Origin of the sequence: Aliidiomarina sp. (genome assembly GCF_047920995.1) — a bacterium.
Taxonomy (GTDB): domain Bacteria; phylum Pseudomonadota; class Gammaproteobacteria; order Enterobacterales; family Alteromonadaceae; genus Aliidiomarina.
The window spans coordinates 1-25,813 of record NZ_JBLRWZ010000019.1; the positions used below are offsets into that span (position 1 = coordinate 1).

General features: G+C 47.9%; 27 protein-coding genes and 1 pseudogene. 23 read left to right on the forward strand and 5 right to left on the reverse strand.

Annotated elements, in window-relative coordinates:
- Positions 1–151 precede the first annotated feature (151 nt).
- Complete coding sequence (locus ACNA7P_RS06615; protein ID WP_416257835.1) at positions 152–1,531, reverse strand: S41 family peptidase; 1,380 nt, start codon at positions 1,529–1,531, stop codon at positions 152–154.
- A 173-nt stretch (positions 1,532–1,704) separates the two neighbouring features.
- Here ACNA7P_RS06615 and nagZ point away from each other — a divergent pair, with 173 nt between their 5' ends.
- Positions 1,705–2,715 (forward strand): beta-N-acetylhexosaminidase, encoded by a 1,011-nt coding sequence (nagZ, locus tag ACNA7P_RS06620; protein WP_416257836.1) that lies wholly within the window; start codon positions 1,705–1,707, stop codon positions 2,713–2,715.
- On the opposite strand, the gene queC is transcribed toward nagZ, so the two are convergent.
- On the reverse strand, positions 2,699–3,385 hold the full coding sequence (gene queC, locus ACNA7P_RS06625; protein ID WP_416257837.1) for a 7-cyano-7-deazaguanine synthase QueC: 687 nt from the start codon (positions 3,383–3,385) through the stop codon (positions 2,699–2,701). The two genes, nagZ and queC, sit on opposite strands and share 17 nt — an antisense overlap.
- A 120-nt stretch (positions 3,386–3,505) precedes the next feature.
- On the opposite strand from queC, the gene queE reads away from it, so the two are divergent.
- The 13 genes from queE (at position 3,506) to ACNA7P_RS06690 (ending at position 14,802) form a co-directional block, all read left to right on the forward strand.
- Positions 3,506–4,177 carry a 7-carboxy-7-deazaguanine synthase QueE gene (gene queE, locus ACNA7P_RS06630; RefSeq protein WP_416257838.1) on the forward strand — a complete coding sequence of 224 codons (672 nt, stop codon included), beginning with the start codon at positions 3,506–3,508 and terminating at the stop codon, positions 4,175–4,177.
- 124 nt (positions 4,178–4,301) lie between these two features.
- Positions 4,302–4,610: a pilus assembly protein gene (locus tag ACNA7P_RS06635; protein WP_416257839.1), complete on the forward strand. Its 309-nt coding sequence runs from the start codon at positions 4,302–4,304 to the stop codon at positions 4,608–4,610.
- Positions 4,585–5,850 (forward strand): hypothetical protein, encoded by a 1,266-nt coding sequence (locus ACNA7P_RS06640; RefSeq protein WP_416257840.1) that lies wholly within the window; start codon positions 4,585–4,587, stop codon positions 5,848–5,850. Before ACNA7P_RS06635 ends, ACNA7P_RS06640 begins: the two co-directional genes overlap by 26 nt.
- Positions 5,847–6,518, forward strand: a complete 672-nt coding sequence (locus ACNA7P_RS06645; protein ID WP_416257841.1) for a hypothetical protein — start codon at positions 5,847–5,849, stop codon at positions 6,516–6,518. The genes ACNA7P_RS06640 and ACNA7P_RS06645 overlap by 4 nt, the downstream gene beginning before the upstream one ends.
- 32 nt (positions 6,519–6,550) lie before the next feature.
- Positions 6,551–7,198, forward strand: a complete 648-nt coding sequence (locus ACNA7P_RS06650) for a hypothetical protein (protein WP_416257842.1) — start codon at positions 6,551–6,553, stop codon at positions 7,196–7,198.
- Positions 7,191–8,069: a Flp pilus assembly protein CpaB gene (cpaB, locus tag ACNA7P_RS06655; RefSeq protein WP_416257843.1), complete on the forward strand. Its 879-nt coding sequence runs from the start codon at positions 7,191–7,193 to the stop codon at positions 8,067–8,069. The genes ACNA7P_RS06650 and cpaB overlap by 8 nt, the downstream gene beginning before the upstream one ends.
- Positions 8,059–9,399, forward strand: coding sequence for a type II and III secretion system protein family protein (locus ACNA7P_RS06660; protein ID WP_416257844.1), 1,341 nt, complete (start codon positions 8,059–8,061; stop codon positions 9,397–9,399). Before cpaB ends, ACNA7P_RS06660 begins: the two co-directional genes overlap by 11 nt.
- Positions 9,377–10,687 carry a CpaF family protein gene (locus tag ACNA7P_RS06665; RefSeq protein WP_416257845.1) on the forward strand — a complete coding sequence of 437 codons (1,311 nt, stop codon included), beginning with the start codon at positions 9,377–9,379 and terminating at the stop codon, positions 10,685–10,687. The genes ACNA7P_RS06660 and ACNA7P_RS06665 overlap by 23 nt, the downstream gene beginning before the upstream one ends.
- Positions 10,688–10,720: 33 nt before the next feature.
- Positions 10,721–11,572 carry a type II secretion system F family protein gene (locus ACNA7P_RS06670; RefSeq protein ID WP_416257846.1) on the forward strand — a complete coding sequence of 284 codons (852 nt, stop codon included), beginning with the start codon at positions 10,721–10,723 and terminating at the stop codon, positions 11,570–11,572.
- Positions 11,572–12,213: a type II secretion system F family protein gene (locus tag ACNA7P_RS06675; protein WP_416257847.1), complete on the forward strand. Its 642-nt coding sequence runs from the start codon at positions 11,572–11,574 to the stop codon at positions 12,211–12,213. The genes ACNA7P_RS06670 and ACNA7P_RS06675 overlap by 1 nt, the downstream gene beginning before the upstream one ends.
- Before the next feature lie 105 nt (positions 12,214–12,318).
- Positions 12,319–12,693, forward strand: coding sequence for a DUF192 domain-containing protein (locus ACNA7P_RS06680; RefSeq protein WP_416257848.1), 375 nt, complete (start codon positions 12,319–12,321; stop codon positions 12,691–12,693).
- Positions 12,690–13,115 (forward strand): hypothetical protein, encoded by a 426-nt coding sequence (locus ACNA7P_RS06685; RefSeq protein ID WP_416257849.1) that lies wholly within the window; start codon positions 12,690–12,692, stop codon positions 13,113–13,115. Before ACNA7P_RS06680 ends, ACNA7P_RS06685 begins: the two co-directional genes overlap by 4 nt.
- The gene (locus ACNA7P_RS06690) at positions 13,102–14,802 is read left to right on the forward strand and encodes a hypothetical protein (RefSeq protein ID WP_416257850.1); all 1,701 of its coding nucleotides are present in this window, start codon (positions 13,102–13,104) and stop codon (positions 14,800–14,802) included. The genes ACNA7P_RS06685 and ACNA7P_RS06690 overlap by 14 nt, the downstream gene beginning before the upstream one ends.
- Here ACNA7P_RS06690 and smpB read toward each other — a convergent pair.
- Positions 14,799–15,272, reverse strand: coding sequence for an SsrA-binding protein SmpB (gene smpB / locus ACNA7P_RS06695; RefSeq protein ID WP_416257886.1), 474 nt, complete (start codon positions 15,270–15,272; stop codon positions 14,799–14,801). The two genes, ACNA7P_RS06690 and smpB, sit on opposite strands and share 4 nt — an antisense overlap.
- A 129-nt stretch (positions 15,273–15,401) precedes the next feature.
- Between smpB and ACNA7P_RS06700 the strand changes: the two genes are divergently transcribed.
- From ACNA7P_RS06700 to sixA, 3 genes and pseudogenes are all read left to right on the forward strand, one after another.
- Positions 15,402–15,839 carry a type II toxin-antitoxin system RatA family toxin gene (locus ACNA7P_RS06700; protein ID WP_416257851.1) on the forward strand — a complete coding sequence of 146 codons (438 nt, stop codon included), beginning with the start codon at positions 15,402–15,404 and terminating at the stop codon, positions 15,837–15,839.
- Positions 15,832–16,152, forward strand: a pseudogene (locus ACNA7P_RS06705) (RnfH family protein); the annotation flags it as partial. The gene ACNA7P_RS06700 and the pseudogene ACNA7P_RS06705, both read left to right, overlap by 8 nt.
- Before the next feature lie 137 nt (positions 16,153–16,289).
- A complete protein-coding gene (sixA, locus tag ACNA7P_RS06710) occupies positions 16,290–16,778 on the forward strand; it encodes a phosphohistidine phosphatase SixA (RefSeq protein ID WP_416257852.1) in 489 nt (162 codons plus the stop codon).
- Between the two features lie 21 nt (positions 16,779–16,799).
- Here the strand turns inward: sixA and smrB are convergent, their stop codons facing one another.
- Entirely contained in the window at positions 16,800–17,348 is a 549-nt protein-coding gene (smrB, locus tag ACNA7P_RS06715; RefSeq protein WP_416257853.1) for an endonuclease SmrB, read from the reverse strand.
- Positions 17,349–17,477: 129 nt separating this feature from the next.
- Here smrB and prmB point away from each other — a divergent pair, with 129 nt between their 5' ends.
- From prmB to ACNA7P_RS06745, 6 genes are all read left to right on the forward strand, one after another.
- Positions 17,478–18,398, forward strand: coding sequence for a 50S ribosomal protein L3 N(5)-glutamine methyltransferase (gene prmB / locus ACNA7P_RS06720; RefSeq protein ID WP_416257854.1), 921 nt, complete (start codon positions 17,478–17,480; stop codon positions 18,396–18,398).
- Between the two features lie 80 nt (positions 18,399–18,478).
- Positions 18,479–19,564: a chorismate synthase gene (aroC, locus tag ACNA7P_RS06725; protein WP_416257855.1), complete on the forward strand. Its 1,086-nt coding sequence runs from the start codon at positions 18,479–18,481 to the stop codon at positions 19,562–19,564.
- Positions 19,561–20,757 (forward strand): MFS transporter, encoded by a 1,197-nt coding sequence (locus tag ACNA7P_RS06730; RefSeq protein ID WP_416257856.1) that lies wholly within the window; start codon positions 19,561–19,563, stop codon positions 20,755–20,757. The genes aroC and ACNA7P_RS06730 overlap by 4 nt, the downstream gene beginning before the upstream one ends.
- Before the next feature lie 75 nt (positions 20,758–20,832).
- The gene (locus ACNA7P_RS06735) at positions 20,833–23,622 is read left to right on the forward strand and encodes a prolyl oligopeptidase family serine peptidase (protein ID WP_416257857.1); all 2,790 of its coding nucleotides are present in this window, start codon (positions 20,833–20,835) and stop codon (positions 23,620–23,622) included.
- 14 nt (positions 23,623–23,636) lie between these two features.
- The gene (locus ACNA7P_RS06740) at positions 23,637–24,236 is read left to right on the forward strand and encodes an elongation factor P hydroxylase (RefSeq protein WP_416257858.1); all 600 of its coding nucleotides are present in this window, start codon (positions 23,637–23,639) and stop codon (positions 24,234–24,236) included.
- Positions 24,236–25,387 (forward strand): ATP-NAD kinase family protein, encoded by a 1,152-nt coding sequence (locus ACNA7P_RS06745; RefSeq protein ID WP_416257859.1) that lies wholly within the window; start codon positions 24,236–24,238, stop codon positions 25,385–25,387. Before ACNA7P_RS06740 ends, ACNA7P_RS06745 begins: the two co-directional genes overlap by 1 nt.
- Here the strand turns inward: ACNA7P_RS06745 and ACNA7P_RS06750 are convergent.
- Entirely contained in the window at positions 25,384–25,704 is a 321-nt protein-coding gene (locus tag ACNA7P_RS06750) for a 2Fe-2S iron-sulfur cluster-binding protein (RefSeq protein WP_416257860.1), read from the reverse strand. The genes ACNA7P_RS06745 and ACNA7P_RS06750 overlap by 4 nt on opposite strands.
- Positions 25,705–25,813 lie beyond the last annotated feature (109 nt).

Consider the following 25,813-nt stretch of genomic DNA (forward strand, 5'->3'; position numbering starts at 1 on the left):
GAAGCCGAAACATTACGGATGCGAGCAATTGCGGTAGATAGCTTTGCTGCAGATGATATGTTGAAAGGGAAATTTACCGCGCGGCCATTTTAGCCGCGCGGTATTTATTCTAGGGCTGTTGCTATAAGAATCTATGGCGCACTGAACAAAATTAATGTTCTGTGCGCCATTTTGTTACTTGCGGATGCTCGGTTATTTTCGCACGAACCGCTTTCTCTACCTCTGCAGCGCTACTCATTGCGCCATCCGTAGCTGCTAACTCAGCACTACAGGCGCCGTTACTAAGATGATAGGCAGCCTCAGCAAGCAGTGGATCGTTCATATCGCCCCAATCGCCAACAATGGCATCGGCCACTTGGCATGTTGCTGGAAGGCCATCAAAGTAATCCCCAAACCCCTCTGCATTAACAGTTTGAAAGGTGATTGCGAATACGATCTTATCGCAAATTTGCCCTGGTTGTTGGCCAACTGGTTTACCACAGGTGGTGTCACCCACGGTTACTACTTCAACAAACGGCGTTAATGAATTAATCACCAGTTCCGAAGAGGAGCAGCTTGAATTTGTGGTAAGTACGTATACCCGATCTAAGTTTAATTGGGCGACACCTGGGCCAAGATCAAAATAGAAGTTTTGATCTTGGAAGTTTTCGTTGTACTGGTAGGTAAGAAATATTTCGTTTTCAACGTTATTCCATGCCGCTTGCGAGGCTAGCTGATTGGCTACTCGTACTAAGCCACCACTGTTGTAACGCAAATCAATAATGAGTTCATCTACACCTTCAAGCTGATCATATGCGGTATTTAAATCGCTTTCTGAACGGTTAATAAAGGAATCAAATACAAAGTAACCTACTTCTTTGTCGTTTATAGTAAAACGCTCAGTGGCCATTACTGTATTAGTTTCTACCGCCGTTTTCCGCATCGTTTCGGTGAACACAAAGCCATCGGGTTTACGTGCAGTAATCGTGCGTTCAACACCTTCTTCGTTGGGCCCGAATACCGTGGCCCATGTTGCGGTACCCGCATTAATACGGCTAAACCAAGTAGACATTGGCACACCATCTACTTCGGTAATCACATCACCTCGGCGCAGGCCTGCTTCAGCAGCCGGTGAACCATCGTACACGTAGCGGATTTCAATCAGGCCTAAATCTTGCCGATCATTTCTACCAAAGCCGAAACCAAAGAATACCGCATCAACGAAACGGTCTTGGTATTCCTGCTCGGTAATAATAAATGAGAAGTTATCTTGCGGCGCGCGAAGCGCATTCAACATCGCGTAAATCGAGCTTTGGCTCGCCGGATTAATGTTGCTATTCATGTCGTCTTTCCACAAATAGCGATCGTTCATAAAATTCAGTAGTTGTTGGTTTTGCCCAGTAACAGAACACTGAGCATTCGTAAGTAAGGGGGGCTCGCCAGTAAATACATCGTCACTGCCGCACGCAGCTAAAAATGTGGCTGCGCCTGCAATCGCGAGAAGGCGATAACTTTTTCTGAGTTGAGCATTGCATGCTTTACTAACGCGCATAATCTCTCTCTTGCTAATAGCGTGGTGGTAAAAATAAACCTCCCTATTAATTTACGCCATGATTACTAGAAATACTAGGCGATTAAAATCTGATTGAGGTATCCTGCGGGGAAAATCTTAGTTACGCTGCTTCACATGGTTTACATACACTTTAATTAAGGTAACTCAAATACATGAGCGCACTTATTATCGATTTTCCGGGCCCGGAGCTCACCGATTCAGATCGAAATCTGCTGAATAATCCGGCCGTAGCCGGGGTTATTCTATTCACTCGCAATTATCAGAATCCTGAACAATTGGTTAAATTAACCGCAGATATAAAAGATACGGTTAAACGTGATCTTTTGATCACGGTAGACCATGAGGGCGGCAGAGTGCAGCGCTTTCGAGAAGGCTTCTCGGCGATTCCGGCAATGGGTGAAATTGAGCAAGTAGGTACCAGTGAAGCGCAACAAGCTGCGTTAGCGCGCGAGTTAGGCTGGCTGATGGCAAGTGAATTATTAGCCTGTGGTGTGGATCACAGCTTTGCCCCAGTACTTGATTTGCACGGCCCAAGCGAAGTAATCGGCGATCGCGCTTTTTCTGCCGACAAAGGCAAAATTGTATGGATAGCGCAGGCGTTTATTCGCGGTATGCATGAAGCCGGAATGCGCGCCACCGGCAAGCATTTCCCAGGGCACGGCACGGTAGTTGCGGATTCACATATTGCAGTGCCGGTAGATGAACGTTCTTTAGCAGAAATTCTCGCTAGCGATGCGGCAATATTTGCCGAGCTAGCAGGGCATGTACAAGCGATTATGCCAGCGCACGTGATTTACCCCAAGGTAGCGCCAGAGCCTGCAGGGTTCTCGCCATATTGGCTGCAAACCATATTGCGGGAGCAGTTCAATTACTCGGGTATCTTGATTAGCGATGATTTATTAATGGCGGGTGCCACAGTGGCAGGCACAGTAAGTGAACGTGCCGAGCAGGCGCTGCAGGCAGGCTGCGATTTACTCTTGGTATGTAATGATCAGGCTGCGGCAAAAGAAGTGCTGGCGCAGGTTACTTTTCCTGCACCACGAGTAGATGCGGTGCAGGCATTAAAAGGGCAAAGTGCGTTTAATAGTTTAGCTGAACTGAAAGGCAGCCAACGCTGGAAAAATGCCCAGCAGTTGCTGCAACGCTTTACTCGTACGCAATAGGATCGGTTAAGCCATGCTGCGCAAATGCCGCGAGCCTCTCGCGGCAGGCGCTACACTTACCACAGGCTTTTTCACGGCCGTTATAGCAGGTCCAGGTATTGCTGTAATCTAATTGCATGGCAAGGCCATCGGCGAGAATTTCATCTTTACTATTGTACAAATAGGGCGAGCGCACCGGAATTTCTTTGTAGTTCGCCAATTTGCTCACGGTATTCATGGCCTCTACAAACTCTGGCCGACAATCTGGATAAATATCATGATCGCCAGAGTGAGCACCGTAATACACCTCATCGGCATCAATAGAAACCGCGTAGCCAATCGCCAACGAGAGTAAAATCATATTGCGGTTCGGCACTACTGTGGCTTGCATATTGCCTTCAGCATAATCCGCATCGGGAACATCAATATCTGAGGTAAGTGCAGAGCCGGCTAACAAGGTGTTAATGGAGCGAATATCCACTACTTTATGGGGTACACCAAGTTTTGCACACACGCTAGCGGCGCAATCTAATTCTTTGCTGTGGCGCTGGCCATAATGAAAAGAAAGCGCATATACCTTAAAGCCATCCGCAATTGCCCGATTTAAAACCGTAAATGAATCCATACCGCCAGAATAAATAACTACCGCGGTTTTGCTGTTGTTCGGGTGCGTTGAGGCTGCTTCTTTCATGGGGGAACTGCGCTCCTTGAGGCTCAGGTAAACTTCTATAGGCTAGCTGCGTGCTATTTTGGCCTATTTCACAATCCAGTTTGCTATAATACGGCAAAATTGAATGTATAGGAAAATTGAATGCTGTATCCGGTGAACGAACTGTTTGAAACAATTCAGGGTGAAGGCGTATACACCGGGGTGCCGGCGGTATTTTTGCGGCTGCAAGGTTGCCCGGTGGGGTGCCCGTGGTGTGATACCCAGCATACCTGGAGCAAAGATGCGGAAAACAAAGTTGCAGCAGCCGATGTAATTGCGAAAACAGGCCCCGATGCGCGTTACTTCGAGTTATCCGCAGCAGAAATTCTTGCCAAGGCGAACGAACTTGGCTTCAGCGCCAAACACTTGGTAATCACCGGTGGTGAGCCGTGCATGTATGATTTGCGCCCTCTGGCAGAAGCGTTTGAAGCAGCCGGTTATCAGATTCAAATTGAAACTAGTGGTACCTTCGAGGTGCGCACAAGCCCGAAAACTTGGGTAACCGTATCGCCGAAACTGAATATGCCGGGTGGCTACCCCATGCTAGCTAGTGCCATGCAGCGCGCCGATGAAGTTAAATTTCCCGTGGCCATGCAGAAACACGTAGATGAATTAGATGCGCTACTCGTTGAAAAGCCACCGCGCCCGGGCGTAACCATCTGTTTGCAGCCGATATCGCAAAAGCCGCGGGCTACAGAGTTAGCCATTCGCGTGTGTATTGAACGGAACTGGCGGTTATCGGTGCAACTGCATAAATATTTGGCAATAGAGTAAAAACACCCCACGAACTACCCCTCCTTCCTGCATGAGGCTATGCTAAGAATGTTGCTGCAAATTAGTGCGTACTGCACGAGTTTGCAGCTACCATTTATTAATGCATTAGGCTCATGGAGGAGCTATGAAAACACGTTCAGCGTATCCAACCCGTTATCCATATTGTGATCGTTCTCTTCGTAAAAAGCGCGGGCAAGGCATGACCGAATATATTGTGGTACTTGCCTTAGTAGTAGTTGCTGCTATCGGCGTATATTCATTGTTCGGTAAAACAGTGCGTAACCAAATGGCAGGCGTTGCTCAGGAAATATCGGGGCGCTCTTCAACTAGCCAAGTAAATGCAGCTGGCGCAGCAGCGCAGGAAGCAGCGCAACAAGCGAACCGTGAATACAACTTGAGCAACTACGATGAAGCCACTAATTCCGGTGGCTAAGCATGCTGTAGCTAATCACTCAGCGAGTAAACAACGGCAGCGCGGCATGTATTTATTGCTCACTGCACTGCTCGCTGTGGGCATCCTTTTTGTATTAATGCAGATCATCGCATTATCGCAAAAGGTACAGCGGCAAACTGAGATAGAGCAGGTGGCGCATTATGCTGCTGAAAGCATGGGCGTTATTGCGGCGCGAGATTTGAACCTGAAAGCCATATTGAATCGTGCCATGTTGGCGAATGAAATGGCGATTGGCCAAATTATTGGTTTGCATACTTGGTATGAAATGAGCCGGCAAACTAGCACTAACATTGCCACGGTAACGGTTTGGATTCCCTACTTAAACAGCGTGTCGGCGAAGTTATCCCAACTGATGAACCAGATGCGTGAGCCAATGAGAACCGGGGTGAGAAGAGCTATAGTGCTGCAACAATGGGTAATTCATGGGCTTGCGAGTGCCCAGCAGGTATTTCATCAGGCCAGCTGGTTAGCGAGTGTTGCTACAGCAATTGATATTGTAGAGGGCACTGACGAGAGCTTAGAAGTGGTGTTGATGAATCATCAAACCTTACTGGATTTAGATAATATTTGGCTGCGCATGCAAAGCGCTACAACAAGCCCAAGCAACCGAGAAGATTACGTAGATATGGTGGCTGATTCCCGGGATCCATTTAGCCGTAAACGTACTTATCGGTGGTTTAGTGCGTTTAACGTTGCTGCGCATAAAGCAGGAGGCTCGGAAATTAGCACGCTGGCTGATGGGCGCATCGCATGGCGATCTTTAGATACATCGCAACTGCATTTGCGGTATTTACTGCATAACCAGTATTTACCGATTGGCGGCGGAGCAAGTTATCTACAGCAACGATTACCTTCGGCACGAAACAGCCACGGATATGGTGATAGCTATCGGATTAATTGGACTACGTCGCGGTATACCGTGCGTAAGCAACAAAACTTGCAGATCCAACATCGCAGCCCACACTACTTTCGTTATCAATCTACGCGCAGGGCGCCGCAAATCACGGTAGTTGTGCGGGAGCGCTTAGAAGAGGTAGAACGGGATAGAACCCCTCAATGGGGTGTTGGCAGAGTTGAGTTGTATTTCCATCGCCCGAAGGAACTGTGGGCGCGTGAAGATAATAAACAAGAGATCGCTAATTTACATAATGCACTTTGGCAGGTGCGTAGAAAGAATATATTGGAAGCAGAACGCAGGTTAATTGGAGCACAATTATGAAACGAGCTTACGGACAAGCTCTGGTAGAACTCACGTTAGTGATGAGTGTGTTCGCCACAGCAATGATTTTGGCGCTGCCAAACTTATATGGCAGCCTACAACAACGCTATGCCGCTCAACAAATCTTGGCCATTCATTTACAGCAGCAGCCATTACGAGAATTTAGTGGTCATGAACCGCTGCAGCTTATCGATTATCAGAATAAGTTTGCTTTGGTTCTCAGTGATGAATATTCGCTGAACCATAAGCACACTAGTGAGTATCGGTTCGCTAAAGCGGTTGCGCCATTGTGGGGTATGCTCTCATCACAAAATGGGTTTAGCTTGCCGTTAAGTACGCTTGAACATGTTAGCCTTTCGGTGGTGGATAATGATGCTGAAGTTAACGAGAGCTTCCCACAACAGAATGAACAGCGGCCTTGGTTGAGTTATTTACGCCTAGCGGATGGCTGGGCGCCGCGTAGCCTGAATGAACTAGTAAATCGTCCTAAAGCGCTTACCACCACACATCACTTACACAATTTAGGGTTTCATAACTTACAAGCGTTGGTAAGTATTTTACCGTTTGCGCGTGAGTTTCGTGGCGATCAATTACAACTTGGTTTTGTCAACGTAGATGTTGTTCCCAAAGGTGCGCTTTGCTCTACCAATGGGAGCAACTGCGAATGATTTATTTCGCAAAACGACTTCAAGCTGGATTTATGCGGCCACGATTTTATCTGTTGCTCGCTATTGTACTTCCTACTGCAGTTGCACATATACAAGCACTGGCGCAGATCGATGGGAGCGAGTTCGTCTATCGCAACCCGCAACCAACCTACCTCGCAAATTCGATAGCCATCAGCGGCACAGTAACTGAAACCTCGGTAGTGGGGTATCGGATGTTAGCCTGGCCTGTTCAGGCTAGCTTGCAGCAATTGCAGCAGAACCTAGCGGCAATACCGAACTGTGAACCCATATCAATCGTAGAGCAAAACGCCTGTGTTAATGAGGTTTCCTTGATTAGTTTTCTAGAGCACGAAAATGGCTTTATTTGGTCAGAAGCTTCACCCGTTGAGCAACCGCACAATCCTCGCCCCGCTGAGTATCAACTTATATTTTCCACTCTTGATGGCATGAATCGAAGCACTATGTGGAGAGTGTCTCGCGGCATTGAAGATGTGTACCGAACAGAACTAAACCGCATTTATACTCTCGGCGCAAACATTCTAACCCAAGACCTGTATGCAGGCGGATTTGCTATAGAGGCAGAAACTGCTAACGTGCATATTTCTATGGCTGGTTGGCGAGAAGCAGAAGATTCTGTGTTGTTAACGCAAGTGGAGCAGTTCCGAGGCAGTCATGATTAGTCGGGATGGATTACGTAATTTACTGATACCACTGTGTTTAGGTTTGTTGTGTGCGATTTTAGCTATCTATTTGTTGGTGCGGCATGTGCAAAGCATCGAACAGCAAACTTATTTGGCAACGCAATTATCTCAACCAATATCTGTAGCAAAGACGCCGGTTGTGGTAGCGAGCATTTTGCTTACCGCTGGGGATGTGTTGCACGAAGAACATCTTCGTGTGCGCGAACTTGATGCAACCATGGTGCCCGTTGATAGTATTCATCCAGCAGATATTGCGCAGTTTTTGGGCGTTAGATTGCGTGCAGATATTGGTGCAGCAATACCTGCTGGTGTTCCTATCCAAAAGTTACATTTACAACCAACACCGGCAGAACATCGTTTGCGCCTTGCTGCGGGCATGGTGCCATTCTCGTTCGCAGTGAATTCTTTACAAAGCCACGCGGGGTTGCTGCAAGTAGGCGATGTAGTAGATCTTTATCACCATCAGCAAGAAAGAGCTACGCTGATTAATGAACGTTTACAGGTATTAGCGACAGGAAGCATACGAGAGCGCGTAGCCCCAGCTGTCGATACAGTTTCACAGCATGGCTCTATGTACTCGGCTCCCCAGTATCAACAAATTACATTGGCTGTGCCATTAGCAAACTTAGCATTACTCAAACAATTAGCAGATCAGCAGCAATTACTGCCAGTGCTCCGAGATGCAAACGACCAAGTTCGCATTGTTACATTACCTAGATTATCGAAAGTGGAGGTTATTAATGCAGGGCAGCAACCAAGAATGGATGGGTTAGCAACTTTAGCCGCACCGATTTGGCCGGTTGTTGAGCAGCAATCACTGCATTGGGGGACAGAAAAGCATGAATATTAAACTACGGTTATTTGCCTGTGTACCTTTACTGCTTGCATGTACTGCAGTGTTAGCAGTAGCACAAGAACATTATCAATTAACTAAATTAGAGCTCAGCGAGGGGAGTGCTGAAGTGATTAAGCATGAGCACCCTGTAACACGCGTAGCGGTAACTAACCCTAGCATTTTGGAAGCACGGGTTATTGAAAATGCACAGGTTTTGCTTATCGCTCTGGCGGAGGGTAGCTCGGAAGTAGTGTGGTGGTTAGAGAACGGCAGCCAACTGCGTACTGAAGTAATGGTTGTTCCCCGCGTCAATATGGTGCTTAGCCAGCAACTGGAAGCCTACCAGAGCGAAGCGCATGAGTTGACGGTGGAGTGGCGAACCGGGCATGCATGGTTGAGCGGTTCAGTTCCTGCCGATACCTATACCCAGCTGCAGATACTTGCTGAGCAGCATAGCACTGTGCACCTGCATCAGTTACGGCAACAGGAACAAGTAAAAGCAACGTTAGAGCTCGAAGTGAAAGTGTATGAAATTAATCGGCGGAGTTTGCAAAAACTTGGCATGCGCTGGCAACAAAGTACTGCTGGCCCAGCGTTAGGAGTAATATCAGATTGGCGCGGTGGCGGCCTATTTCGAGCTGTGGGTGAGCAGGGTTTTGCTAGCATTCCAGGGCAAGAAGCATTGTTAGGTACATTAAACCCAGGCAACTATGGCTATTTGGGGATAGCAGCTTCTCTATCTAGCACTTTGCAGCTGCTTCAGGAGCGAGGTGAAGGTAGAGTTTTGGCCACACCAAAATTACGGGTGGAAAGTGGTGAAGTGGCCGAGTTTCTGGCTGGAGGTGAAATTCCAATCCCGCAAATAACCTTACAGGGAGCAACCGAAGTGCAGTTCAAGAATTACGGGGTGTATTTGCAGGTGGAGCCGGTAATGCTAGCCGATGGACGCATTCGTACGAAAGTGATCAGTGAATTGAGTCAACCAGATTTTGCTGTATCCGTGCAAGGAGTTCCAGGTCTAAAAACTAGGCGTGCGGAAACTATCGTAAGCGTTACAGCTGGTGAAACATTAATTATTGCAGGGCTGGTGAACCAAGAAGCTAGCCAATTAGCCAGCACACTTCCCGGTACGCCAAGTTATTTGGAGCGTATGTTGGGCTATCGTGAGCAACAGCAGCAGGAAACAGAATTAGTGGTATTTATTACGCCTCGCAATCTGTACGAGAGTGAACAAGCTGCTGCCGAACGCACACAAATTGAGAAAACTCTATGGCAGCAATTTAATGCTTTAGGCTGTGTTGGAATGCAAGAAGGAAACTGGCATGAGCACGATATTAGCTATTGATACCGAGAAAAGTACTCGCGCACAATTTGCTGTTGAGGAATGCTACCAAAAGCTGTTGGAGCAAGTACAAAACACGCTCAACCTTCATAACAGCAATATTGAGCTGCTAAGTGATTGCGAATTGCGCGCACAATTGAGTGATGCTGTACGGCAACAAATCGAAACTAGCTCGCAATTTACCGCGTTGTTGCCGCAGCAGGAATTAATTGTTGAGCGGGTACTCGATGATTTAGTGGGGCTAGGGCCATTGGAAGTATTGCTGCGCGATGAAGAAATTACTGAAATTATGGTGAATAGGCACAACCAAATTTATATGGAGAAAGCCGGCCGGCTGCTATTAAGTAGGATGCAGTTTCACGATGAGCAGGCGGTGCGCCGTGTTCTGGAACGTATTGTTACGCCTTTAGGGCGCAGGGTTGATGCGAGCACACCCATGGTAGATGCTCGTTTGCCGAGCGGTGCGCGAGTGAATGGCGTTATTCCTCCGCTCGCAGTTCAGGGCACGTGCATTACCATTCGTAAGTTCGCCAGCAACGCCTTAACAATGCAGGATTTAATTACCACGAATAGTGTTTCTGTGCCAGCAGCGCGGCTACTTAAACTTGCGGTAATCATGCGGCAGAACATCGTAATCTGCGGCGGCACGGGTAGCGGCAAAACCACTTTGCTAAATATACTGGCGGATTCTATTCCTGAACATGAGCGAGTGATCACAATTGAAGACGCTGCTGAGCTGCAGTTACACCATCAAAACATGGTGCGTCTGGAAGCACGGCCTGCGAATCAGGAGGGAGAAGGGTGCGTGAGCATTCGGCAACTAGTGATTAATGCACTACGGATGCGGCCTGATCGTATTGTGGTAGGCGAGTGTCGCGCTGGAGAAAGTTTAGATATGCTGCAGGCAATGAATACAGGACACGATGGCTCCCTTACTACGTTACATGCAAATGCCCCGCGTGATGCTTTGCGGCGCCTTGAAACGATGGTGTTAATGGCAGGCGTTGATCTGCCGTTAAATGCGATTCGACAGCAAATCAGTAGTGCCGTGCAATTGTTGGTGCAGGTTACTCGCTTAGCAAATGGTAAACGGGTTGTTACCGCTATATCCGAGTTGCAGGGAAGTGACGGTGATGTGCTGCAGGTAGCGGATTTATTTCTCTACAACAAGCTGGCAGAAAGGCATGTGTGCACCCAGCATATGCCTAAATTTTGTGAACAGCTGAACGATAGCCAACGCAGCGAATTTATTCAGTGGTATAGCAACTCGGAAAGCGCCGAGAATATTTAACAACAACCGCGAAAGCACATGGATGTGTGAATTATGGTGACCTTTATTGGCGTGATGTTTGGTGTGTCAGTAATCTTGTTGGTTAACGCATGCCAATCAGTATTTGCTAGCTTATTAAAAAATTATCAGCAAACTTACGAAAATAAAATGCAGCAGGGTTTAACGGAACTATTTTTGTTCGTTCCTGTGCGTCAACTTATCGCCTTTTGGGGCATTACTATGATGGCGGCTATGCTCGTGTTGCTTGCATTCAATAGCGGTTGGCTAAGTTACTTGGTTGGATTGCTGATATTTGGTGCTGCCCCTTGGCAGATGTATCGGTATTTGCGCAAACAGCGAGATATTTCCTTTCAGCAGCAAATTCCCAACGCGTTGTTACTGGTAGCTAATAGCTTGCGATCGGGAGCGAGTTTGCAATCGGCAATGCATTTCATTAGCCAAGAGATGCCCGCTCCGATAGGTCAAGAATTTAGCTTGTTGTTGCGCCAACTTCGACTAGGCCACACGATTGAAGCTGCGTTAGCTGAATTAGAGCACAGATTACCCTCAATCGATTGTACCCGTATGGTGGCAGCAATCTCGCTTGGCCACAGTACAGGCGGTCAACAGGCGCCTTTATTAGAGCGTTTAGCAGGGAGTATGCGGAAGAAACAGCATCTACAGCAGAGAATGCAAAGTTTAAGTGCTCAAGGCCGAATGCAAGGCCGAGTGATGACTATTCTTCCTGTGTTCCTAACATTGGTACTATGGGTGATAGAAACAAGCACTGTGGAGCAGTTAATGCAGCATCCTTTGGGATGGCTAATTGCGATTAGCATGGTAATTATGCTGACGATAGGGCAATGGTTGATTAACCGAATGTTGCGTATTCAGGTGCCCCTATAATGAATATCGTGCCGGTGCCATTCAGCCATTACATTTGGGTTCTGCCAGCATTTGTGAGCTGTTTTCTGATCTTCATGCTTATATTTCGCGCCTTGCTAAGGTTGTTTGCTCATCCTTACTTGCGCAAACCTTTTCTGGCTAGTTATCACTTTCTATTTCAACGCCACCTCACGAAAAAATCTGCGCAACAGGCGCGTTATGCGTTGCCCGCTTTTATGGACACTTTGGCGATGCTGCTAACAGCCGGATTTCCGCTTACTTCAGCACTGCAAAAGTTACTTCAACAAGTACCAACAAAATCATTTAATGCACTGCACTTGGAAATGCGCATGGTGCTGCAACGTGCGCGTCGCGGTGAAAGCTTTGCTGCAAGTATGCTGCAATTACGAAAGCGTTTGCCAAGTCCAGAGATGGCTATGTTCGTGAGTTTACTGGTGCAATCGAATCGTTATGGTGGGCGGTTAGCGGAACTACTGAATTCTCAAGCAGAATTAGGGCGCTTACAGATTGCTGAGGAATTTGAAAGTAAAGCGCAAGAGGCTCCGGTGCGGCTGCTTCTGCCGTTGATCGTATTCATATTTCCAGCCACGCTGTTGCCATTCATAGGCGTGATCATCGGTAAAGTGATGTGGGGTAACTAATTTAAGGGCGCGAATACGGATTAGCCAATAGGAAGAACCAATTCCCGTGCGGATAGCAGTGTTTAACGACTTAGGAGCAAGGTAACCAATTCAAGGAGGAATAACATGAATCACTGGGGAGTGCGGCTCAATCGATATCGTGATTTAGCCGTTCTTATAGCAAAAAGCCCGTGTGGCGATCAGTTTTTAGGACAAGTAAAAGTAGCTAGTACTGGTTGGCAACGTTTGATGGGGTGGCGTAATCGAGGCCCATGTTTAGGTGTGTGGCTTATACCGTGCAACAGTGTACATACCTTTGGTATGCGCGAAAGTATCGATCTCTTGTGGCTCAACCGAGATCGTCAACTGATTGCTATTGATAGCGCAGTTCGCCCAGCGAGCTGTCGGTACCGGCATGATGCTTACAGTGTGATTGAGTTACCTGTGGGCGTATTGGCGGGCCATGGCTTTACTGAATATTACAAGGATGCAATTACATGAAAATTATTATTTTTGCCAGTTTAATAATACTTCTGGCGGCCTGTTCAAGCACAAATCAACTACCTTATGAGCAGCAGAACCAATGGGAAAATGAAGCGATTGCAAGCTATCAACGTGGCGATATGCTCAGTGCTGAAAGCGCACTGCGTAAGCTACTAAACGCCAACAGTAAGGATGCGCAAAGTTGGCTGCTTCTCGGCAATATTCATTTACGAGAACAACGGATTGAAGCGGCGCGTTACGCATACACGCAAGCGTTATTGTATCAACCTGATTTGCTACCTGCGCAGAATAACTTGGCGGTAGCCTATCTTCGTCTTGCCACTGCTACCTTGATTGCAGGGCAACGATACCGTGAGCAAGAACCTGCATTATTGCATGAGTTGCTGAAACTACAGGGCGCGAATCGTGCAGCACTGTAACCATCACAGTAAGTTCAGTAACGAAGTTGGCTACGCGTTGCTTTCATTGTTGTTAGTAATCGTAGCAATCTTCAGTGCTTGGCTCGGAATGGTTCTCTACCAACAGGCGAGATCGTTTCAGCACCAAGATGAGTTGATGATAGAAACATTGCATCAAGTACGCTTGAGTGCGCTGAACCATTACCAAAAACAGCAAACATGGCCGCTATTGGTGTTACCTGAAGTAATTCATCGGTATGTTCATGGTTTTGAAATCCGCCTGCATCCAGCACCGCATATTCGCGTGCAGCTTGCGAGCAACGCTATGCTGCAACGTATTGAAGGCAAGTTGGCGGGTAGCAGTGTTGAGAGCGATTGGTTGCTATTGACGTTGGTTACTGAACCTTTGGGCGGATGGCAAGTGGAAACTGATGTGAATCCTGATTATTTAACTCGGGTAAACTCTCTGTTAGGAATGGATACTCACCTGAGTATGAGCGGCCATTCATTGTATGATGCTGCGGAGTTCAGCGCACAGAACATTGCAGCGGCAATGGCGAACATTGAGGAAGGTAATTTTCATGAGTTGTTTACCGAAACCGCCAGTATTACCGCAGTGAGTAGCGCAGCAGCTGAGCTGAATGAAATGCAAGCAGAGCAATTAGAAATAACATCAGCAATTATCGAGCGGAGCAGGGTGAAGCATATTGCTGTGTTAGAGCATGCGCAAGTTGGTAGCATAGAAACAGAAATGTTGAACCCTAATGCATTAACCAGTGAATTGTTGGCGAGCTCAGTGCTGAAAACTAAGCAAATGGGGGTGGCCAGCCTTACCGCACAAACACTACATGCAAATGAAATTTATAGCCAAAATTTACAAGCGCAGCAGTTGCAAAGCGGCTTAATCCAAGCAGATACTGTTTATAATGAACAAACTTATGTTGAGAGGATGCATGTTCAGCAAACACATTTGCAAGATGCGAGCGTTAAGGAAACTCTCGCCGATCACCTTGTTGTAAATCAAGCGGTACATCTATCAGTGCAGAGCGGTGCCCCGATCATTCAATTGCAGGAGGAACTGCAGCTCTTATTTGCGAACTTACAACACTGTATGTTCACCTCGCGTTGGTGCGAAGCCATACATGCCACAGCATTTAGCTTGCATAGTTGCATAGGTTGTAATCAGCAACAGGCTGATGCGCTGTTTAATGCGCATATTGAACTGCGGGGTGATGAGTGTGTGCATGGGTGTGATATTAACCTGAATTTAGATAACACGTCGTCAGCAGTGTGGACGTGTGAGCCGAAGGCTATTGACCGGCTAAGCGCACTTTCAACACGCTGTACGATTAGTAGTATCCTTGCGGAAAATGAATCTTGGCAACAGCCGGTACGTATTCGCGCGCATAATAAAAAAGCGCCGAATGTGTATAGCGAGAATACCGTGTTTATAAATTGGCAGCGGCAACCTGCGTATTGCCCAGAGTTAACGGTTAGCCAGTTTATAACAGGTGCTGAGCCGGCAAATGAAGAATTACTTATTTTCCCATCAACGCCACTGCAGGAAAAGGCTCATGTGTTTGTACAAAGGCCTGATTGCAATCAGAATTATCCAAGTGAATTGGTGTGTAACGGCAGTGCAACCTGCAGAAGCGATGGTGAGTGGCAGGATATCAACACAAGCTGCACATGCGTGCGCACCTTTTAGCGCACGCTGTGTTTCATCATCCGTTCTTTCTGGCGGGCCCAATCTCGGTCTTGCACGGCATCGCGCTTATCGTGCGATTTCTTACCTTTCGCAAGATAGATCTCTAATTTTACCCATGCGGCTTTCCAATACATTGCCGTGGCTACAATCGAATATCCTTCCCGCTCAGATTTACCAATCAGTGTATTTAATTCTTTACGCTTCATAAGTAGCTTACGGGTACGATCGGGATCGCTCACCACATGGCTTGAAGCCTGATGCAGTGGCTGAATTTGCGCTCCAAGTAAGTAGGCTTCGCCATTCTTAATAATTACGTAACTATCAGAAATGTTAACCTTTCCTGCTCGAATACTTTTTACTTCCCAGCCCATGAGTTCGAGGCCTGCTTCGAATTTATCTTCAAGAAAATATTCGTGGCGAGCCTTCTTGTTCAGGGCTATGGTATTAGGTGCTGCTTTTTTCTTTTTCATGCCGCGTATTATACGCATCATGGAGATTCAGAAAAGGGAAATCACAAAAGATGCAGATTAAATCCAGAACGGTTAGAATGCGCTCGTTTTATTTAATGTGTCCGCACGTGGGAATAGTAGGTATTTGTAATGCCACAAATTGAACGCAGCGCTTTAGTGCCGTATAGCTGCCGTCAAATGTATGATTTAGTTAACGATGTTGCCGCATATCCGGAGTTTGTGCCGGGCTGTGCGGCTGCGCGCATCATTGAAGATGATGGTAACTCGATGGTTGCAGAGCTTTCTATTAGTAAAGCAGGCATCCGCCATGCCTTTACTACACGTAATACCTTAGTGAGCGAACAATTTATTCGCATGGAATTAGTGCAGGGGCCTTTTAAAGAACTGCAAGGTGGTTGGGAATTTAAACCACTTTCAAATGAAGCTTGCAAAGTATCCCTAAAGCTTGATTTTGAATTCTCTAGTAAGTTGCTGCATTTCGCATTTGGTAAAGTGTTTAACGAAGTAACTGCGCGAATGGTAGATGCATTCGCCCAGCGCGCTAGGCAGGTGTATGGCAATGGCTGAAACGCTAATCAGCATTGAAGTAGTTTACGCTACTCCAGAAAAGCAGAAAATTGTGTCTCTTTCTGTTGTAGAAGGCACCACGGTTGCTGAAGCTATAGAGCAATCGGGTATTGCCCGCTTTTTTGCAGAAATCGACCTGAGCAAAAATGCGGTGGGTATTTGGAACAAAACCTGTAAAACAACCGATACACCCCGCCAAGGTGATCGCATAGAAATTTATCGGCCGTTGATTGCCGATCCGAAAGAAATTCGTAGGCGCCGAGCTGAGCAAGCGAAAGAAGACGGTAGAGCAGATAAAGTAACGGGTGGCCGGCCAGACCAACAGCGCGGTAAAGGCTTAGCGGCTAAAGCCGCTGAGCAGGCCGGCGATAATCAAAGTACCGATAGCCAAAGCACAGAAAGCCAAATTTCTGCAAACTCAAACAACACCAACAAAGCGGAGCGCGATGCATGAAGTTATTTGTAATGCGCCATGGTGAAGCGCGCGCACCAGAAATGCATTTGGGCTCAGTAGAGCCTGATGCCGATCGTGAACTTACCGAACGTGGCCGCGAAGAGGCGATTGCTGCTGGCAAGTGGCTTGCTGAGCAAACTGCAAAAATTGATTTGGTGATTGTTAGCCCCTATGTGCGGGCGCAGCAAACCTATGCGGAAGTTGCCAAGCTAGTGGGTGCTCAAGAGGTTGAAGTTTCTGTAGAGATTACCCCAGAAGGTGATCCGGAGTTGTTTGCGAGTGCACTGCTGGCGCGTTTGCAAATTGAACCGGCCGAGAGCGTGTTATTGGTTTCGCACATGCCGTTCGTTTGTTATCTCACGAGCTACTTAGATCAACGTGTGCAACCGCCGTTATTTCCAACCGCAGGGATTGCTGTAATTGAAGTAGAACCGCTAGCGATGGAAGGGTGTTTACAAGGTGTACAAGCCCCAGTAACGCAATAATTTGCCTATTCAGGTAAGCTTCTAACGAACGATTACTAGCAGTGCTCCGTGCCCGCCCCATTCTAATGGGGCTTGGTGAAATGCCCGCACCCGTGGGTGTTGCGCGAGCCACATCGGCACTTGTTGGCGCAAAACGCCATTACCCACCCCATGAATTACACATACACAGGTTAGGTTATCGTGCAGCGCTAATTGAATTGCAGCTGCCAAATCTCGTTTTGCTTCAATTTTGGTATAGCCGTGCAAATCAAGCGTGAGTTCAGGGGCATAATCGCCTCGGCGCAGCTGTTTTGCTAAATAGGGCTCGGCGCCATCGGCCACCCAACTCATGGTGCCTTCGGGCAGCAGTGGCTGGTAGATATCAGAAAATGGATCGATAGCTGCGCTGCGTTGAACTTCAGCTGCTTTCCGTTTAGCAAAAATTTTGTTGGCGCTAGGCGGTGTTGGCGGAATTTCGGCTCTATCCTGAGTTAAAGGTGTGATACCCTCAACAGCATCACGAAATAACGCCCGCTCATCATCGGTGAGTGCGGTAAGTAACGCTTTATTTCGCTTTTTTGTGGCCTTCATGAACGGAAACTACTCTATTGTTGGGGATTCGTGGCTATAATAGGCGCCATCTACCCTAAAATACAAGATTCAGTGTTTGCACAAGGCATTTTGCCAATACCAGCGGCAAGCATTTTAAAGGAGAACTCGGTGACCCACCAATATTCGCAACTAACCGATGAATTACATACCATTGCTGATTGGCAGCGCTATATCACTTCGGCCTTACATGGTTCGGATGTGTATTTTGGCCATGGTGCCGCCAATGGATGGGAAGAAGGGTTATTACTACTTTCTGCGGTTACTGCGTTAAGTTTTCCTGAACTGCACGAAAGTAGAGAATGTAGGTTAACAAGCGATGAGAAATCGCAGTTGGCAGCGCTGCTTAATAGGCGCATTCGCGATAAAATTCCGGCGGCCTATTTGGTGCATAAAGCATGGTTTGCTGATTTGCCATTTTATGTAGATGAGCGGGTGTTAGTGCCACGCTCACCGATTGCCGAACTAATTCAGCAGCGCTTTGCCCCCTGGTTAATTAACGAGCCAGAGCATATTCTTGATTTATGCACCGGCTCTGGTTGTATTGCTATTGCGTGCGCTTATGCGTTTGCAGATGCTCAGGTAGACGCAGCCGACATTAGCCTTGATGCACTTACCGTAGCGCGTATGAATATTGAAGAACACGGCCTTAGCCATCGCGTAGAAGCCATTGAATCGGATGGTATGAATGCGTTGCAAGGGCGTGTTTACGATCTTATTGTTACCAATCCACCGTATGTAGATGCGGAAGATATGGGTGATTTACCCGATGAATATCACCATGAGCCAGAATTGGGCCTTGCAGCAGGTGAAGATGGCCTTGATTTAGTGCGGCGCATTTTACGTGATGCACCAGCGCATTTAAGCGAGCAGGGCATTTTAATCTGCGAAGTGGGTAATTCTATGGTGCATATGCATGAGCTATGGCCAGATGTACCCTTTGTGTGGCTAGATTTCGAGCACGGTGGCGATGGCGTATTCGCTATTAATCGCCAGCAATTATTGGCACATGCCAACGCATTTGCAGATTAAGCTGGTTTGCTGCTCTCTTTAGCAGAAAGCGTAACGAGTGGCGTAACGAATAGCGAACGAATAACAACAATGAGGCACGCATGAGCGCAAATACCTTTGGTGAACTATTTCGAGTAACTACTTTTGGCGAGAGCCACGGCCCAGCGTTGGGCGCCATTATTGATGGCTGCCCGCCCGGCATTGAAATTGATGAAGCGAAGATTCAAGAGCAGTTAGATCGCCGTAAGCCAGGGAATAACCGCTATACCACGCCGCGCCGCGAAGCTGATGAAATTAAAATTCTTTCTGGTGTGTTTGCAGGTAAAACCACGGGCACGCCGATTGGCTTAGTGATTGAGAATACCGATCAGCGCAGCCGTGATTACTCAGATATCAAAGATTTGTTTCGCCCTGGCCACGCTGATTACACCTATGCGCATAAATATGGCCATCGCGATTATCGTGGTGGTGGCCGCTCATCTGCGCGGGAAACCGCGATGCGAGTAGCAGCTGGCGCGATTGCGATGCAGTTTTTAGAGCAGCAAGGTATTCAGATACGCGCCGCCATGACGCAAATGGGTGCGGTAACTGCCAGTAAGTTAGATTGGCAGGAAGTGCACAATAACCCGTTTTTCTTTCCTGATGCCAGCAAGATCGATGATCTTGATGCGCTTATTCGCGAATTAAAGAAGGCGGGCGATTCTATTGGCGCACGCATTCGTGTAGAAGCAACGGGTGTTCCGGCAGGTTTAGGTGAACCGGTGTTCGATAGGCTGGATGCCGATTTAGCGAAAGCCCTGATGTCGATTAATGCGGTAAAAGCAGTAAGTGTTGGCGATGGTTTTGCGGTGGTAGAGCAGCGCGGATCTGAACACCGTGATGAAATGACCCCAGCAGGATTTTGTTCTAACCACGCCGGTGGTGTTCTCGGTGGTATTAGTAGTGGCCAAACGGTAGTTGCTGAAATTGCCTTGAAGCCCACATCTAGTATCAAACTTGCTGGCCAAACGATAGACCAATTCGGTAATGCACACACCATTAGCACGCACGGCCGCCATGATCCATGTGTAGGTATTCGTGCAGTGCCTATAGCCGAAGCCATGATGGCGTTAACTCTTATTGATCACTGGTTACGCCAACGCGCGCAAAACGGTGATGTAACCACTAACGTACCGCATTTGAAATGAACCAAATTGCTTTTCAGCGCCAATACCGGCGCTTGAGCTGGTCTTATTTTGGCTATTTCGCAGTACTCGCGTTACTGGTTCCATACCTCGGCTTTTACCTTGATGCCCTAGGCTTTAGCTCGCGAGAAATTGGCGAGCTTATTGCTATTTCCACGATTTGCCGTGTGATTGGCCCGCCATTATGGGCTGCTGTTGCTGATCGCCTTGGTAAACTGGTGCCATTAATTCGCTTTGGTGTAATCAGTTCACTAGTGTTGCTGTTGTTACTTGCGCAAGTAAATAGCTACCTTGCGGTGGCAGCATTACTTGGCTTAGTAAGCTTATTTTGGTCGGCGATATTGCCGCAACTTGAAGTAGTTACTTTGGCCAGCTTAGGCACCGAAAGCCATCGTTATAGCCGTATTCGTATGGCAGGTAGCGTGGGCTTCATTTTGGTGGCGCTGATTACCGCGGAGTTGCTAGATTTAGCTGGAACGGAAAGTTTTCCCATTCTCGGGGCCATTCTGCTGCTACCGTTGCTATTTGCCGTAAGCAGGCTAGATGAACCGCAACGTGCCTATCAAGACCCCAATCAGCCCACTCCAGAAGGGTTTTGGCGCCGTATTCGCCGCCGGCCGTTTGTAATGTTTATTCTTTCTACGTTACTGCTGCAAATGAGCTTTGCCCCGTTCTATGCATTTTTCGCTCTTTATTTAAACCAACTGGGTTACGCGCCTATTGCCGTGGGCGCGTTGATATCGTTGGGGGTTGCAGCTGAAGTTGCCATGTTTTTCATTGCCGGCCGCCTAGTAGTGCAATTTACTGTGCGCCGCTTGCTCATGTTTTGTTTGGCGCTCACCAGTTTGCGCTGGCTGGCGCTGGCCAACTTTGCCGATGTGCTGTGGTGGTTAATTCCGATTCAGCTTATTCATGCTTTTAGTTTTGCTCTGCATCATAGTGCCGCCATGCGCTACATTCACCGTTATTTTCCAGCTGATCAACACAGCCGCGGGCAAGCCTTCTATTTAAGCGTTGGTTTCGCCGGGGGCGGTGCTCTTGGTGCCTGGTTAGCTGGTTTTCTGTGGCAACAAGGTGAGGGGGCGGAGTTCACCTTTACCGCAGCAGCGATCGCCGCGTTACTCGGATTTATTGCTGCCATCTTTATTCGCGATCGCAGCAAGCAGGCTGCTAGATCGGTTGAGCTTCAGGGCTAGCGCGATTAGTGGCCTGTTTATCTAGGCTTGAGTTGGCGATAATGGGGAATAATATAAAACGCTAATGAGGTTGCCATGAAACAACTTACCACTTATATAGCACTGTTTGTGCTCATGTTCAGTATGCTGCAAATACCTGCAGCAAATGCTCAGAGCCCGGAAATTCGGCCGCTTGAGCTAACCGATATTATGCAATTTCGGGAAATTACCCAACGCCAACAAAGCGAGAATTTCGCAACCATCGCCTTTTCAGCAAACCCAGATTACGGTGATCGTGAGGGCATTACGGTGCGTGTTGCCGATGGCGAAACCTTCAGTGTGCCTCGTGGCCATGCTCCCAAAGTAAGCCAAGATGGTGCGTTTGTTGTATTTATGCAAGAACCGCCGTTGTTAGAGCGTGAGCAAGCAAGCTCACGGGAGGAGCGGGCAAAGTTAGTGAGCAACGCGGTGTTGGTGAATGTGAGCACTGGCGAGCAGCGCACCTTCAGCCATGCAGATTCAGCGGCATTTAGCGGTGATGGTAACTTCTTACTGGTGCTGCATGAAAAAGAATTTAGTAAAGAAAATGATAGTACTGAAGGGCAAATTCTTACCCTAGTGAATTTAAGCTCGAACGAGCAGCAACAAATTCACAATGTAAGTGCGTATGCGGTAGCCGATGAAGGCAGCCGAGTGGTATGGGTAGAACACACCAAGCAAGAGCCTGCCAATGATAGTAGTGAAAACGGTGAATCAGCGCCAGTAGAGGCAGCCGTAGTGATGTTTAATACGGCGAACAGCCAGCGTAGTATTCTAGATCGCTCCAGCAACCACAAATACAGTAAGCTTACTTTTGCGCCGAATGCGGAAACCTTTGCGTTTTTAGCCGGTGAGAAAGAGAGCAGCCTTACCGAAACACCACAAACATTGATGCTGTGGCAGCAAGGCCGAGCGAGCGCGCGGCCCGCTGATGTAAAGCGTGATGGTATGATTCTTTCTGAACATAGCCCAATGCGCTTTAGTGATGATAGCCAGCGGTTATTCATTGGCCATCGCCCAGCACCGGAAGAGAAACAAGAAATCGATTTAAAGCCAAAATCGGCGGAAGATTTATATAACTTAGATCGTTTACTCGGCGATCGTCGTTTGCAGGTTTGGCATGGCGATGATGGCATGATTTTAACTCATCAGCGTGAATCGTATCGGCAAATGCAGCGCGCCACAGCGGCCGCAGTATTTTATCCGCAAGCAGGTAACTTTGTTGTATTAAGCAATGAACCCCGCGAAACACAAAGCCTGAATGATCATCCTTATGCGGTATTAGCATGGGATAGCCAGCCGTACTTGCGCGAGATTACTTGGAACGGCTTTCATCATGATCTGTACTGGATAGATTTAGCTACCGGAGAGCGCAAATTAGTTGCCGAGAAACTACGCTCATGGCAGCGCGGCAGCTTATCGCCAAATGGCCGTTATGTGGTGTTCGTGGAAAATAGTGAGTTGAAACTATTTGATAGCGAAAACGGTAGCCATACCGTAATAGGTGCAAACGCCAATGTTTCATGGGTAGATGAAGAAAATGATCGGCCAATGGAGCCAAGCACGTATGGTATCGCTGGTTGGTCTACCGATAGCAGCCAAGTATGGGTGTATGATCGCTTTGATATTTGGCAAGTTGCGGTAACAGGCGCTAACCAAGGCCACGCAGAAAACTTAACCGTTACTGGCCGTGCTAACAACATGCAATATCGTGTTGCTGATACAGATGATCACAATGTAATTAACACTGAGTTATCGGTTTTAATTCGTGGCTATAATGAGCAGCTAAAAACTAGTGGTATGTTTGCTTTTGATTATGCAACGAAGAGTTTAAATGAGCTGATTTATGGAGAGAAAACCTATAGCTTAATGGGCTTAAGTGAAGATAAGCAGCAGGTGTTATTTACTGAGCAAGATTTCCGTCAGTTCCCAGATTTGTGGGTAGCCGACCGGGGCTTTAGTGAGCGCCGTAGGCTTACCGATGTAAACCCACAAAAAAGTGAGTTTGTATGGGGTAACGCCGAGCTAGTAGAGTGGGAATCAACTCGTGGCGAGCCTTTACAAGGTGTGCTGTTAAAGCCAGATAACTACGATCCGAAGCGAACTTATCCGGTAATGGTGTACTTCTACGAGAAGTTCTCTCAGCGCTTGTATCAGTGGAATCAAATGAAGGTGAACCATCGGCCTAACTTCCCGTACTTCTTAGGGCAAGATTATGTGGTGTTCCTACCTGATGTACATTTCCGTTTAGGTGCTCCGGGGCCAAGCGCTACGGAATCGTTGGTTCCAGCAATGGAAAAAATCATTGCAATGGGGGTTGCCGATCCAGATGCAATTGGCCTTCATGGGCATAGTTGGTCTGGCTATCAAGCAGCGTTCTTAGTAGCGGAAACCGATATCTTCGCGGCCGTGGTTTCGGGTGCGCCGGTATCGAACATGACCAGTGCCTACAGCGGAATTCGTTGGGGCTCAGGCCTTGCGCGGCAGTTCCAGTACGAAACAGGGCAAAGCCGGATTGGTGAATCAATGTATGAGAATTTAGACCCATACATTAAGAATTCACCGGTGTTTTTCGCAGATAAGATCAACACGCCCATGTTGATTCAATTTGGTGATAAAGACGAAGCGGTTCCGTGGGAACAAGGAATCGAGTATTATTTAGCACTGCGCCGCCTAGATAAGCCAGTAGTAATGCTGCATTACGAAGGCGAGCCGCATCATTTGCAGCGCTTTGCGAATAAAATTGATTACACCGTGAAGATGCTTGAATTCTTCGACCATTACCTGAAAGGTGAACCTGCGCCAAGCTGGTGGGTTGAAGGGCTGGAGTATCAGCACTACGAATAGGCCAATAAGGGTTTATGGCAGTAATTATTGAAGCGCAGGCGGATCAATTGATCCGCCTGTTTAATTCTACCTTTCAAACAACTGAAAACACCGTTCTGGTGGCTGGCAGCGCGGAGCCGATCTACCGGCCGGCTTCTAACCAACGCCAGCATAACGAGGTGGTGTTTGCCCATGGCTATGCGCGTTCAGCATTGCATGAAATTGCCCATTGGTGTTTAGCGGGCAAGGTACGCCGGCATCTTACCGATTTCGGTTATTGGTATGCGCCCGATGGCCGTTCGCCGGAACAACAAGCATTGTTCGAGAAAATGGAAGTAGGGCCGCAAGCGATTGAATGGTACTTGAGTTTGAGCGCGGGTATTGGCTTCGAGATTAGCGTAGATAATTTAAGTGGCGCAGAACAACCGAACCGGCCACAGTTTGCGCATGCGGTGGTAGAGCGCGCATTGGAACGAGCTCAGGAAGGTTGGCCGCCACGAGCAGTATTATTTGCCACGGTACTGCAACAATACTTTTCTCAGCCGTTGGTAACTTTCGCACTTTTGCAGCAACAGGGAGCCAACATGATTGCCCAAGAACAACAGCGTTATTACGCCATGCTAGAGGCCGTTTAATGAGCAAGCCACAAAAAAAGTTTACCTTTGGTTTTGTAGTGAACCCTTATGCGGGTATTGGTGGTGCAGTAGCGCTAAAGGGTAGTGATGGTGCGCAAACTCGTGCCGAAGCGTTGGCTCGAGGTGCCGAACAAAAGGCTGGTTTACGCAGCGAGCAAGCGCTGAAACAGCTATTGGATTACCGCGAAAGTATTGAATTTGTTACTGCCGCTGGTGCTATGGGCGCCGATATTTTAGCGCAGCTAGGGTTTGCCTATCAGGTGGTGTACACCCCTGAGCATGCGCAAACTGAGGCCGAAGATACCCAGCGCGCGGTAACGGCGATTGCAGCGCAGCAGCCAGATTTATTAGTGTTTGCGGGTGGCGATGGCACCGCGCGAGATGTGGTTTCTGCACTTGGCGACAAAGCGCTACCCGTAGTGGGCATTCCTGCGGGCGTGAAAATCCACTCTGGCGTATATGCCATAACGCCGAGCGCGGCGGGTAAAGTGTTGGCGCAACTGATTAGCGGACAATTAACCACGCTGCGTGCTGCCGATGTAATGGATATCGATGAGCATGCGTTTCGAGAAGGCACGGTGCGGGCGCGCCGTTATGGCGAACTACAGGTGCCGGGCGAACTTGAATACATGCAAGCGGTGAAAGTAGGGGGCAAAGAAAGCGATGAGCTGGTGCTTGCCGATATTGCTGCAGACGTAATTGAGAGTATGGACAACGATACCTTGTACATTATTGGCTCGGGCTCCACAGTTGGCTTTATTATGGCGGAGTTAGGCTTAGCAAATACGCTGCTTGGGGTTGATTTAGTTCGCGATAACACCTTAGTGGCGAGCGATGTTACCGGATTGCAGTTAGTGAACGCGGTGCAAAGTGCGCAAGAAGAAGGGCGCAAGGTAGTAATGATTATTACTTTAATTGGTGGCCAAGGGCATATTTTTGGCCGCGGCAACCAGCAGCTAACGCCACAGGTAATTCGCGCGGTTGGTAAAGAGAATATTATTGTGGTGGCTACCAAGAAGAAGCTGCAAGAGCTTAATCAACGGCCACTGCGGGTAGATACCGGTGATGCTGATTTAGATGCCGAGCTTAGCGGTTTTATTGCTGTAACCAGCGGCTACCACGATCGCACCATGGTAGCCGTGGCAACTTAAAACTGCGATACCGGCATACGTACAATAATGCCGTTTAAATCGTCGGTCATGGTGATCTGGCAGCTTAAGCGGCTATTATCTTCAGGGTTGATAGCCATATCGATCATGCTTTCTTCTACTTCGTCGGCCGGCGGTAACTTATCAAGCCATGCGTTGTCTACGTAAACGTGGCAGGTAGCGCACGACATAACACCGCCGCACTCACCGATAATGCCATCGATACCGTTTTCAGTAGCAACTTCCATAAGGGTATCGCCAATTTTTGCTTCGGCTTCGTATTGGCCACCATTGGCATCGATAAAAATAGCTGTTGGCATGCTGTAATCCTATTTGCGATAAATCAATTAATGTAAGGTTTCGGGCATGCGAGCGTGCACCTGTGCGTGCAGAGCCGCACGTTAGTGATATACTAACCCGCAATCTAAG